The following is a 12,535-nucleotide window of genomic DNA, read 5'->3' on the forward strand; positions in this document are numbered from 1 at the left end:
GCCGGTGTTCTCTATCCGGCCAGTTTTGAAAAATCGGCAATCAAATGCATCGTATCGCGCAAGCGTGCCAATAGATTTAAGCGATTTACCCGAACCGCGTTGTCTTCATCATTGACCAAAACATCTTCAAAGAAGGCGTCTACTGGTTCTCGCAACGAGGCGAGATCATTCATTGCAGCGGCAAATTGCTCATTCGAGATGTTGGCCGCAACACTTTCATTGACCACTTTTATCGCGGAGAATAGCTGAGCTTCTTGATCAAGCGCAAATGCAGAATTGTCGACAGGATCAGCAAAGCTTTTGCTGTCCTTCTTTTCTTCTGCACGCAAAATGTTGACCGCCCGACGGTAACCGGCCAAAAGGCTTTCGCCTGCCTCACTTTTCAGTAATGTGGCAAGCTCGGTCGCGCGCGAAACGACGCTTGGCAGTGTAAAGCCTTTTGCTAGCCCACCATTGCCCAGCACAGCGTCGACCACATCGTGTGCCACACCATTGTCGCGCATTTGAACAATAAGACGATCCTCGAAAAACGCCATCAGGTCAGCAACTTTTTCTTGATCCGCTGCGCCCAAAATCTGGGCCATGTGGTCACCAACGAGGCTGGCCAAATCCAGATCGAGTTGATTATCCAGAGAAATCCGGATTACACCGAGCGCCGCACGGCGCAATGCAAATGGGTCTTTCGAGCCGGTTGGCTTTTCGTCAATCGCCCAAAAACCGGACAAAATATCAAGTTTGTCCGCCAGCGCCACAGCAATCGAGACCGGTTCCGTCGGCACTTCATCGCTTGGGCCAGCTGGCTTGTAATGGTTCAATATTGCAGCAGCGACTTCAGGTTTTTCGCCCTGCGCCAACGCATAATATTTCCCCATAAGCCCCTGCAATTCAGGAAACTCAAACACCATGTCGGTCACAAGATCGGATTTGGCCAATTTTGCGGCTCTCGCGGCTTCGTCGGCATGCGCTCCAACCATCGGCGCGATTTTCGCTGCCAGATCAACTATCCGCTCAACGCGCTTAGACTGAGTGCCCAGCTTTTCATGAAAAATCATCGCATCAAGCTTTGGCAGTCGTTCTTCCAACGGCGTATTCAAATCCGTATCATAAAAGAACTTCGCATCAGATAGACGCGCATGAATGACCCGCTCATTACCGGCGACAATTGTTTTGCCCCCATCTGTTGCCGCAAGATTTGAAATCAGCAGGAAGGCATCCGCCAGTTTGCCGGTTTCACTATTGCGCAGGCAGAAACATTTCTGGTGCGAACGAATGGCGGTTGTCACCACTTCTTCGGGCAAGTCCAAAAACTCTTGATTAAATTTACCCAACATCACCACCGGCCATTCAACAAGCCCTGCGGCTTCTTCCAGAAGGCCTTTGTCTGATATGACCTCCAACCCTTGGGCAAATGCCAAATTGTCGGCGTCTGCACGTATGATGTCCATGCGGCGATCCAAATCAAGCACCACATTCGCCTTTTCTAGCGCGGCGGCATAATCCTCAAATCGACGAACCGAAATTGGTTCTGGTGCAAGGAAGCGATGTCCGTAAGTGACATTGCCCGACTTCACGCCATCCACTTCAAAATTCACCGTTTGGGTATCTTCACCGTCGACCGCAAATGTTGCGGTGATCGCGCGCAGAGGGCGGATCCAGTTCAGCTTTGTGCTGCCCCAGCGCATGGATTTTGGCCACGGGAACTTTTCGATCATTTTGGGTACAATTTCAGCAATCACGTCGGTTGCTTGCTCGCCCGGCTTTTCGGTCACAGCAACATAGAAATCACCCTTTTTGGTGTCATTCTGTACTTGCGCTTCATCAACAGAACTCAATCCCGCTGCCCGCAAAAACCCTTCAATGGCTTTTTCTGGCGCGTCGGTGCGCGGTCCTTTGCGCTCCGTCTTCGTTGGCGCAGAGGCTGCGGGCAACCCCGCAACATTAAGCGTTAGACGACGGGGCGTCGCATAGGACACCGCACCTTCGTAAAGCAAGCCACGCTCCACCAGCGCATCAGTTACCAGTTTTTTCAAGTTCTCCGCGGCGCGACGTTGTTGACGCGCAGGGATTTCTTCCGAAAACAATTCGAGCAGGAGTTCAGGCATTTTTGCTTACTTTATTTGGTGAATTTTATGTGCAGGTTTGATAGCGGGCAAATGGCAAAATGTCTATGGTTTTCGCGCCCTGAGCGTTTCTTACCAGCCGCCACCGCCGCCTCCGCCACCGCCGCCGCCAGAAAATCCACCTGACGACCCAGACGAGGATGAAGAAGCCGGTTGCGCCGCAATCATTGCCGCACTCATGCCCGTTGCAGTTGAAGCAACATTGGATGAAATGCGATCCGCCCGCCACCCACGTCCTGAATGCCAAGAGGGGTTGTAATTTTGCTCATCTGGGCTTGTCGCACTGCGCGATAATTCATTTTGGAAATGTTCGGACCAAGGCTTTTCGACCCCGAGCGCAACGGCGTACGGCAGGATCTCTTCGAACCGCTTAATCGTCAAATCTGGCGCATCGTGAATATTCAACCGCTCTTTCTCAGCAGTTTCCATATACATCTTAAAGCCCTCGATCTGATCCATCAATTTGCGGCCCTGCACCGTTGCCGAGCGCATGGTAAGACCAAACCCAACATTGATGATTACGATTGAAATTGCCGCGATCGCACCGGGTTCATTTCTCACAAATTCTGCCGCGTTTTCGAGTATGTTGCCTTTAAACATTTCGCCAAATTGGAACCAATCGCCAAAGGCAAGAAACGTTGTTGCTGCATTGCCAGCGAATGCGAAAAAGATGAACAGTCCGATGGACCTCGAAACGGCAGACGACGTACTGTTATGGGAAACAGCTCCGCTTATCACCGCAACAACTACGCCCACAATTATGGCGATGACGAACCAGACGAAATGCAAGACTTCGAAATAGAGCATCGCGCTCACGCATCCCAAAGATAGTGCCAATCCGATCATTACAAACGACACGTTGTGGTTGAAATAGGAGCGCCGATTTTCGTCTTCGATTGTGTCAATGAAGTCGGCATGAAGCTCGTGCAAGCTACTGCCGACCGCTTTGTCGATGACAACGGATCGTTTCGCTTGTAGCCAAGTGTAAAGCTTGAGTTCGCCACTAGGCAGATCATCTGGCTCCTTGTTGGTCACCGTGATCTTGGTGTCTTTGCCAGATTGCCCCAAAACCACCAAGCCCTTTGTCGCCAGCGACAACAAGGCCGCCGTAAACGCTATCCAACCGGAGCGTTTCCAGCCAAAATTATGCACAAAGTGCACCAATGCGGGTGAAAATCCATCGGGTGGATAGAATAGCGGTACAATCGTTCCCTTTTTCGGGTCACGGCCAACTGCGCGCCACGACGAATAAAAATATCCGAGCACAAGTAGAAAGCTTAGTGCAGGCAAGATCAAGGCGCGTCGGTCTGAAACATATTCTAACGACTTGTCCCAATCAGTCGGCGGCAGCATTGCCCCTTTTTCAAACTGCAAGACAATACTCAGCCCTTCGCCGGGCCGAAATGCATTATTGGCGCGGTAAATCGCTTTACGTTCGCCATCAAAGGTAATGGTCGCGTCTTGCAACTCACTGCCAAATTTTCCGGTATAAGCAATAGCGTCCAAAATGCGGGTTTGTTCAGGTAGCCGAATTTGTGCAACGGCTTCTTGGATTGGAAATTGCCAGAAATTACCCGTCGCATTCCAGTAAAGCTCGTCATGAGTTTCAAATTCTCGGACCTGCCGCCATGAGCGATATTTCAGCGTGTAGGTGTAGATCCCGCTATCCAAATACACGTCGGCATTGCCGATATATATGCGCTGTCCGTAGGATTCGTTTTCGGTGTGCCAATCGTCCGGCTCGCCGTTGCGCAAAACCTCAAGAACTTCAAGTCCGTGATCAACGGCATATCCATTGTCTGCCCTACTGCCGGTAGGCACATATCGCCAAATGCCGCGTCGGATTTCATCGCCTTCTGCCCGCACGCGAATGGTTTCCGTCACGATGACGGAACGGTCCTCCTGCACTTCGACAAGTGAAGAAAATGACTGAATGACCTCGGCACCAAAGGCGGGCGCGATGGCAAACAGGAACGCTAGAACAAGGGCTAGCGCACGCACATGCTGAACGAGAAATAGCTTAGAATGAGACATCAGGAACAGCGCGGTCTGCTTCATTTTCAAGTTCGAAATATTCTGCTTTGAAAAACTGGAACATGTTGGCGATGATGTTTGAAGGAAAACTTTCCACCATCACATTCATGTTGCGTACGGTGCCGTTATAGTAACGGCGGGCAAGTTGAACCTCATCTTCAGTCGCTTGCAATGCGCCTTGAAATTCCAAAAACGAACTGTCGGCTTTCAAATCAGGATAATCTTCCGCCACCGCGATAAGTTTGCCAAGCGCACCAGATAAAATACCCTCAAGCTTGCCCCGCTCCTGTGGAGATGCATTACCCGCACCGTGCACCGCGGCGCGCGCTTCGGTCACCGCTTGCAAGGTTTCACTCTCGTGGCTCATATAGCCCTTAACGGTCTCAAGCATATTTGGAATGAGGTTCGCACGGCGCTTCAATTGCACATCAATGCCCGACCATCCCTCTTCAACCAATTGCCGGTTCTTGACGAGATTATTGTACACCATGATGGCATAGCCAGCCGCACCTACAATGATCAGTAAAATTACCCAGATGATTTCCATGGATCCTCGCCCCTATTTTGTTATGGCGAGTTTATACAAAGGTTTGAGGAATGTGAACAATCAAGCCACCAATAAAAAAGGGGCACTTTGGTTTTGATCCAAATGCCCCTTTTTGTGTTTTATTTTGCGAGAATAATCTCGCTTGTTTTTGACGATTTTGAGTTTGAACTGCCGTTCACTCAAAGCTTTTGCCGCCTGATTGGGTGGCGTCACCACCCGTCGATCACCTGATCGCTTCATGACACATCTCCTTTTCAGTGTATGATTGATATAGGTGATGTATCTGCAAATTTCAAAGCGTTATGCGCCGCCAGATTCAGTTTGCAACCAAGCGCCACCGCATGCCTTTGCCAATTCGCGTACCCGCAGAATGTAGCTTTGGCGCTCCGTCACCGAAATCACACCACGCGCATCAAGCAAATTGAACGCGTGTGATGCCTTAATGCACTGCTCGTAAGCTGGCATTGCCAATTTATGCTGATTGCCGTCTTTTCCCGCTTCTAACAATGCTTTGCATTCGTCTTCGGCGTCTTTGAAGTGGCGGAACAGCATTTCAGTGTTCGCATGATCAAAATTATAACGCGAGAACTCCTGCTCAGCTTGCAAGAACACATCCGAATAGGAGATTTTTTCATCTCCTTCGCGGCCATTAAAGTTCAATTCCATGATGCTATCAACGTCTTGTAGATAGCATGCGATCCGCTCAAGTCCGTAGGTCAGCTCGCCAGATACTGGCGCGCATTCAAACCCGGCAACTTGCTGAAAGTAAGTGAATTGGCTCACTTCCATGCCGTCGCACCAGCATTCCCAACCAAGGCCCCAAGCGCCCAGCGTTGGGCTTTCCCAGTCATCTTCCACAAAGCGCAGATCATGCACTTTTGGGTCGATGCCAATTGCGTAAAGCGACTGCAGATAAAGCTCCTGCAAATTCTCAGGCGAAGGTTTTAGGATCACTTGATATTGATAGAAATGCTGCAGCCGGTTTGGGTTTTCACCATATCGACCATCGGTTGGTCGACGCGATGGCTGCACATAGGCAGCGCGCCAAGGCTTCGGCCCAAGCGCGCGCAATGTGGTTGCTGGGTGAAACGTGCCCGCGCCCATTTCCATGTCATATGGCTGCAAAATCACGCAGCCTTGATCCGCCCAAAAATTTTGCAGGGTTAAAATAAGGCCCTGAAACGAGTTTTTCGGGTCCATATGCGCGGGGATTTTGGTGTCGCTCATGCTTTGCAGCCTTTTGTCGGGCATCTTATTGGCGTGATTAATCAAGGCGCGAACCTAATGCGATGCAAAAGAATTATCAAGCACCCTTATCTATCTACGGTGCGGATCATTGTCTTTTTTATTCTCGCTCGACTTATCATCGCGCTTGCCGTCACCAGGCCGAAAAATGCCGTCCTTCGGATCCCGTTTCAAATTCACGATATCCGAACGATCACGATCTTGCCGATCACGTTTTAGCTTTTCTTTGTCCGCGTCCGAAAAATAGTCGTTGATGTTGCGACGAATGGAGCGCACGCCATAAAAGATCAATGCAATGATCACGGCAAAAACAATAATTCTTAGCCACATAGGTGCGCCCTCCTCGCGTTGTTATAGCCCGAAACGGCTCCAAAGTGATTTCGCTTCAACACTGGCGATCAAGTCATCGGTCAGTCCACTTTCTGAAACACCAATTTGAGCAAATGGTAGGCGGGGTACACCAAACAGACCCTTTTTAGGTACTATTTTTTCCAACTTTACTTTTTTGCCGAACTTTTCGCGCAGCACTTCATGCATGTCGCCTAGCCGATCAACCAAGCCCAGCTCAATACCAGATTTGGCCGTCCAAAACTCACCGGTGAACAGATCCTTGTCTTCTGTTTTGAGTTTGTCACCTCGGCGCGATTTCACATAATCAATAAATATCTCATGGATATCCAGCTGCAATTTTTTAATGCGGTCCACATCGGTTTTCTTTTCCGGCAAGAACGGATCAAGCGTCGATTTGTTTTTGCCAGCCGTGTACATGCGACGCTTAATGCCTAGCTTTTCAATTGCACCTTCAAATCCGAAACCACCAGAAATTACGCCGATTGAGCCGACGATTGAAGATGGGTCAGCGATGATCTCGTCACCGGCGGTGGCGATAAAATAGCCGCCAGAAGCGGCCACGTCTTCGACAAAAACCAGTACTTCTTTTTTCTTTTCGTTGGCCAAATCGCGAATATATTTTGCCACAAGGCGAGATTGAACTGGCGAGCCGCCAGGTGAGTTGATGATGATAGCAACAGCCGGTGCGCGCTTAATGCCAAATGCTTTTTTGAGCAGTGGGCCAGCCATCTGAATGTTAATCCGTCCCTGTCGGTTGGATGCCTCAATCACGCCGGAAAGGTGAACCACCGGAATGACTGTGCTATCGCGACCGAGCAGTCTTGCATGCCAAGGTGCCGGCGCTGCTGAATTGTGAATATTGTCGGTCATAGGTTTTTGTTCCTTTAGATCGCGTCATGCTTGCAATGCGTGAGAAATTGCCAGCGTCTGTTTTGTAAACATCTCATTCGTAGCTGTCTTGGCGGATATGTAGTCACAATTTGCCAGTCTACCAGTGCAAACAGTCTTTTCCTTGCAAGATTCTTTCCACAATGGGCGAAAATTCTCGTCCGGTTTCGCCGTGTAGGTGTAACGGACTCATCAGCGTTGTCGGTGCACGAGAACCTTTGCGGCCACGCAACAGCACACGGCTGGCTGGCTGCCCTGGGCGAGAAATGATCGGCAATATCGCAATATCGCCTAGCCGTCGATCATAGGCGCGCAACAATTCGTTGATGGCTTCCGCACGGTGAATGAAAATGATTTGTGCTGACGCTGAAGATGCGCTCACCGCTGTTTTAACCCAGCGCTCCAAGCAATCTTTATCGTGCGCATGGGCCTGCGCGCCATATTGATCGTGGGGCAATGAAACGGATTTGTCGTCAAAATATGGCGGGTTAGCGATAACGCAATCAAAATGATCTGGCTTTAGCCCCGCGGCTTCCCGATCGGGGCCAGACCCCATAATATCGACCCGCGATACGTTAACCCGTGCCGCAAGCCCATTATTTTGAGCATTCAATTTACACAGGTCGATTGCCTCACTAGAAATTTCGGCCAAATGGGCATTCAAATTTTTGTTATGAACAAGCGCCGTGAAGGAAGCAACGCCGACACCGGCGCCCAGTTCCAGCAGATTGCGGCAGTCCTCATCGAGCGAAGCGCCAAGTAAAACACTATCAACACCGGCACGAAAACCCTTTTTGGGTTGCAAAATCTGCAATTCGCCACCCAAAAATGCGTCCCTTGTGACACATTGTTGTTTTACTTTCACATCTGGCTGGTCTACGGACATGTCGATGACTTTTTGATTGACCTGGTTTAGGTTGGCAAATGGCCTGTTCAAGTTGACGTTGTTCACGTGTATATAGCATAGCCTTAACGCGGGTGACCAAGACCAACAAGGTCCATGACGATTGTCAATTGCAATTGTGGGCCACCCAATTGGCTGTCGAAACAGTTTATGACCATTTCGCGCTAGGGGATCGAGCGCCGGGACAAGAATTAATGACAACTATTGAAGCAACCGCAGAACAATCATCTACCCAGCCTGTTGTTGAGCAATTGATTGCGCATACTTCGGACGAAATGGAAGCCGTAAACGAACTGCTTCTTTCGCGCATTACCTCCCATGTCGAAATGGTTCCTGAAATTGCCAATTACTTGATTTCTGCTGGCGGCAAACGTTTGCGCCCTATGCTTACTGTTGCGGCTGCGATGATGTTCGAGCCGAAGAACAGCCAGCATATTAGTTATGCTGCCGCGGTTGAATTTATGCATACGGCCACGCTGTTGCATGATGATGTGGTTGATGAGAGCGACAAACGCCGCGGCCGCTTCGCGCCACGCAAAATTTGGGGCAATGCCGCGAGCGTTCTTGTGGGTGATTTCCTGCTTGGCCAAGCTTTTATGATGATGGTTGAAGCTGGTGATTTGGGTGCATTGCACGTGCTTTCTCGCTCTGCTGCGATTATTGCTGAAGGCGAAGTATTCCAGCTTTCAAAAGCCAACGACCTAAACACAAATGTCGACGAGTATTTTGAGGTCATCAAGGCCAAAACCGCGGCGCTTTTTGAAGCTGCAACAGAAGTTGGTGCCATGGCCGGCGGAGCAAATGACACGCAACGCGAAGCGCTAAAATCCTATGGCGCGGAACTGGGCATTGCGTTTCAACTTGTTGATGATGCACTAGATTATGGCGGCCTTTCGGGCACAATCGGCAAGAATATCGGCGACGATTTGCGTGAAGGCAAGATGACCTTGCCAATTTTGCATGCTTTAAAGCATGCCCCTGAGCAAGACGCTCAATTTATTCGCGATCATTTGGGTAAAGTCGAAGCAGACGAAGCGATCGTATCACGGGTAGCACAAATTCTTGTTGCTTGTGGCGCGTTAAAAGCAACCATTGAACGTGCACATGAACATGCAGCCTTGGCCAAATCAGCGCTTCAGCCCTTTGCCAACCTCAACGGCGCAACCCTACTCATGCAAATTGCCGATTATTGTGTAGAGCGCGCCAGCTAGGCCTAGGCGCTTTTGCTTGGCTGTTCGTCTTGTACCAAATGACGCCAATCACCTTTTTTGAAGCGACGAAGTACTTTTCGCGCTTGGCTATCACCCTGTGCTTCTTCGTCGAGCCGCTCTAGATAGTCGACATAGCCTTCAATTCGGCTATTTGCGCCATCCGCATCAATGTATGCCATTGACCATTCTGAAAACTCAATTTCCTCAATGGCGCAACGCAGTAACAATTTCACATTAGTGTGGCGAAGGTCGGTTGAAATTCGTTTAAAGATTGCTTCAACCGCAATACGAGGCCCCTCAAGCACCTGCAAAAAACATTCATCGTGATAAACCAACATGCCGCCAACATTTACACTGGAGTTATTTTTGCGGGCAATTTGCAAAAGGTCGCGCATGCTTTCCTGATCCATCACCTCAACCGCTAGGCTGGCATAAATGATCTGAAATGGTTCCAACATGTTTTCTGTTGTCAGCATCGCGTCTCTCCTGTGCTAAATTTCACCAGGCAAGGTTAAAGATGCAAATTTGAGATTTATTCAATGAATTGAATCGAAATTTAGCTGGTTTGTTAAGTGAATAAAAATTAGTGCTAAATGATTGGTGTTTGGGCAACCCAATATTGCGGGAATTGCTCGCGCAATTGTTGCGCCGCCATCAGTGCTTGCGCTTCAGCTCCAAACACACCAAACACGGTCGCGCCCGATCCTGACATGCGGGAAATGATGCAGCCGGGCAATTTGGCCAGCTCACGAGTGAGTTGACCAATTTTGGGTTCAACACCAATGGCTGGGATTTCAAGATCGTTTCGTGTGTCCTGTAGCCACAGCCCTAAAGCGGCACTGTTTGACAATTCGGTCGGCAGTTCTGGCATCGGCGCATTGTTTTTTGACATTAGGGCCCGGAATATTTTGGCCGTTGGCACCCCAATTCTGGGGTTTGCCAAAACGAGCTGCAATTTTGGAAATGGCTTCAAGGTTTGAATTTCTTCGCCGACGCCGCGCACCAAACAAGAACGGGAAAACAAACACATTGGCACATCAGCACCAAGTTCTAGCGCCAATTCTGCCAATTGGTCTGTTGCGATGCCAGAGCCTGCCATCTTGGCGGCAACGCGCAATGCTGCTGCCGCATCTGCGGAACCGCCGCCAATTCCGGCTGCAACAGGCAGCATCTTATTGAGCGTAATGTCCACCCCGTCGGGTATCCGGTTGGGCCAAGCTGCGCGAAACCGATCCAACGCCTTTAGCACAATGTTCGCGCGTTCATCGGCCAGTGCCTTAGCGAACGGGCCAATGGTGTGCAAACGATCGACCTTCGCCTCACGAATACTTAGTTCATCACAAAGCTGGGTAAAAACCGTGAGGCCTTCCAACTCGTGATAACCATTTTCGCGTTGACCAACCACATGCAGTGACAGGTTGATTTTTGCTGGCGCGGGTTCGCTCCAAACGCTCATATGGATCTAGCCCGCATCTGCAACCGTAGTGTCTTCTTGCAATCCAGATACAATTTTTTGATTGAGTGTTTCGATCAAATCTTCATCTGGGTCCATATCGAGTGATTTCGACCATTGGAATCCGGCTTCGCGTTTGCGGCCAGCGCGCCAATAGGCGTCGCCAAGGTGGTCATTTATGGTCGGGTCGCTTGGGGTCAAGCGCGTTGCCCGCTCAAGCGTTTCAACCGCATCTTCAAAACGACCCAGCCGGTAATAGGCCCAGCCCAAGCTATCAACTATGTAACCGTCATTCGGGCGCAAGCTAACCGCTTCCTCAATCATCCCCAATGCTTCGTTTAGATTGATACCCTGATCAACCCAGCTATATCCCAGATAATTCAGAACCTGAGGTTGGTCCGGGTAAATTTTGAGCGCACTTTTGAAGTCACGTTCAGCACTGTCCCATTCGCCTAGACGCTCGTAAGAAATGCCGCGCACGTAATAAAGATGCCAATCTGTCGGGCGTTCGCCTTTAGTGATGTCAAGCGCTTGAGAATAGGCATCCTTCGCCTCCTCATAACGCTCATCTGACCGCAATGTATCTCCCAGCGCTAGGATAGCGGTGATGTTTGATTTATCTTGATTGACGATGTTCGCAAGGGTTTTAACGGCCCCGTTTACATCGTCCAATTCGCGTAGATTTTCCGCTTTTCGTACCAGCGCCGTGGAAAACAAATTGGATGTTCTTGGAATGCTTGAATAAATTTCATTGGCTTCCAAATAACGCTCAGACTGCTCCAAAATATCTGCCATTGAGAAAGCGACAAAATCTGATTTGGGATGCATATATGTCGCCATGCGCATCAGAATGAGCGACACATCAGATGCTGACTCGCGCGACAATGCAGAAGACAGGCCGCGCAATAATTCTGCTGCTCCCTGTTGTACGTTTTCTGCCATTTTGCCCGGGCGCTTGCCCGCCTTAATCAAGTCCGTCAGCTGCATGATATTTTCGTGCGAAAGACCACGTGCATTGAAACGTCCAATGACAGCGAGCGCCTCGTCAAAATTTCCATTGTTCGCCAAAAAGCGCGCATATGCGTCAACGATTGAATAGACGAACGGATCAACTTCATGGGCCTGGGCGTAAAGCTTTTCAGCCATATCTCGTTCGCCACCAACATCGGCCATCAGCGCCCGTTGGAACACAAGGAAGCCCTGAAATCCCTGCTGTGTGATCCCTTCAACCGTATCAATTCCCTGTGCGGAGTTGCCGTCGCCAATTTGCGACCATCCAAGCACCACATTTGACGTGATGCCAAAGAGTGTGTTGACCGACATGTCGCCAAGGTAATTGTCCACCGAGCGATAACGTCTTTCCTTGAGTGCAACAACGCCCAATACAAGCCGGGCAATTTCGTTATTTGGTTCAAGTTCAATCAGGCGACGGGCAATCGATTCTGATTCTTCAATCTGGCCTGATGCCAAAAGCGCCATGAATGCGCGATCGAGCAGGACAGCATTGTCCCAATCTGCACTGAGCGCATCGACAAAATAGCTCGCGGCTTTGTCTGTTTGACGATCAAGAAAAGCACCACGTCCGGCCAAAAAACTGCCTGACGGAGACGGATAATATAAATGGAATTGATCCGCGTTTGCGGTGTCTTGCGCAATAGCGCTTTGGGCCACCGTGCCCATGGCTAGCGCTGCGCCTAGGATTGCGGAAATCAATGTGGTTTTGATGCTCACGTATAATGCTTTCTGTCGCGATTGAATCGGCAAGTTACCTATCGGGCTTGA

Annotated in this window: 11 protein-coding genes; 1 reads left to right on the plus strand and 10 read right to left on the minus strand. The window is 49.9% G+C overall.

From position 1 onward, the window contains the following. Positions 1 to 11: 11 nt before the first annotated feature. From glyS to AC2D8L_RS08115, 7 genes are all read right to left on the minus strand, one after another. Positions 12 to 2,102: a glycine--tRNA ligase subunit beta gene (glyS, locus tag AC2D8L_RS08085; RefSeq protein WP_484684931.1), complete on the minus strand. Its 2,091-nt coding sequence runs from the start codon at positions 2,100 to 2,102 to the stop codon at positions 12 to 14. 90 nt (positions 2,103 to 2,192) lie between these two features. Then, positions 2,193 to 4,178: a DUF2207 domain-containing protein gene (locus AC2D8L_RS08090; RefSeq protein ID WP_484684932.1), complete on the minus strand. Its 1,986-nt coding sequence runs from the start codon at positions 4,176 to 4,178 to the stop codon at positions 2,193 to 2,195. Beyond that, the gene (locus tag AC2D8L_RS08095) at positions 4,141 to 4,692 is read right to left on the minus strand and encodes a LemA family protein (RefSeq protein ID WP_484685164.1); all 552 of its coding nucleotides are present in this window, start codon (positions 4,690 to 4,692) and stop codon (positions 4,141 to 4,143) included. The genes AC2D8L_RS08090 and AC2D8L_RS08095 overlap by 38 nt, the downstream gene beginning before the upstream one ends. Before the next feature lie 309 nt (positions 4,693 to 5,001). Continuing rightward, positions 5,002 to 5,901 (minus strand): glycine--tRNA ligase subunit alpha, encoded by a 900-nt coding sequence (locus AC2D8L_RS08100; RefSeq protein WP_484685165.1) that lies wholly within the window; start codon positions 5,899 to 5,901, stop codon positions 5,002 to 5,004. Between the two features lie 117 nt (positions 5,902 to 6,018). Continuing rightward, the gene (locus AC2D8L_RS08105; protein WP_484684933.1) at positions 6,019 to 6,276 is read right to left on the minus strand and encodes a hypothetical protein; all 258 of its coding nucleotides are present in this window, start codon (positions 6,274 to 6,276) and stop codon (positions 6,019 to 6,021) included. Between the two features lie 21 nt (positions 6,277 to 6,297). Then, a complete protein-coding gene (locus AC2D8L_RS08110; protein ID WP_484684934.1) occupies positions 6,298 to 7,167 on the minus strand; it encodes a S49 family peptidase in 870 nt (289 codons plus the stop codon). 118 nt (positions 7,168 to 7,285) lie between these two features. After that, positions 7,286 to 8,071: a tRNA1(Val) (adenine(37)-N6)-methyltransferase gene (locus tag AC2D8L_RS08115; protein WP_484684935.1), complete on the minus strand. Its 786-nt coding sequence runs from the start codon at positions 8,069 to 8,071 to the stop codon at positions 7,286 to 7,288. Positions 8,072 to 8,283: 212 nt separating this feature from the next. Here AC2D8L_RS08115 and AC2D8L_RS08120 point away from each other — a divergent pair, with 212 nt between their 5' ends. Further along, on the plus strand, positions 8,284 to 9,300 hold the full coding sequence (locus AC2D8L_RS08120; protein ID WP_484684936.1) for a polyprenyl synthetase family protein: 1,017 nt from the start codon (positions 8,284 to 8,286) through the stop codon (positions 9,298 to 9,300). A gap of 2 nt (positions 9,301 to 9,302) precedes the next feature. On the opposite strand, the gene AC2D8L_RS08125 is transcribed toward AC2D8L_RS08120, so the two are convergent. The 3 genes from AC2D8L_RS08125 to AC2D8L_RS08135 form a co-directional block, all read right to left on the minus strand. Continuing rightward, the gene (locus AC2D8L_RS08125; RefSeq protein ID WP_484684937.1) at positions 9,303 to 9,776 is read right to left on the minus strand and encodes a BLUF domain-containing protein; all 474 of its coding nucleotides are present in this window, start codon (positions 9,774 to 9,776) and stop codon (positions 9,303 to 9,305) included. Positions 9,777 to 9,889: 113 nt separating this feature from the next. Then, a complete protein-coding gene (locus AC2D8L_RS08130; protein WP_484684938.1) occupies positions 9,890 to 10,756 on the minus strand; it encodes a 4-(cytidine 5'-diphospho)-2-C-methyl-D-erythritol kinase in 867 nt (288 codons plus the stop codon). A 6-nt stretch (positions 10,757 to 10,762) separates the two neighbouring features. After that, positions 10,763 to 12,484, minus strand: coding sequence for a tetratricopeptide repeat protein (locus AC2D8L_RS08135; RefSeq protein WP_484684939.1), 1,722 nt, complete (start codon positions 12,482 to 12,484; stop codon positions 10,763 to 10,765). Between the last annotated feature and the right edge of the window lie 51 nt (positions 12,485 to 12,535).

The organism is Maritalea sp. YIW29, assembly GCF_057219265.1.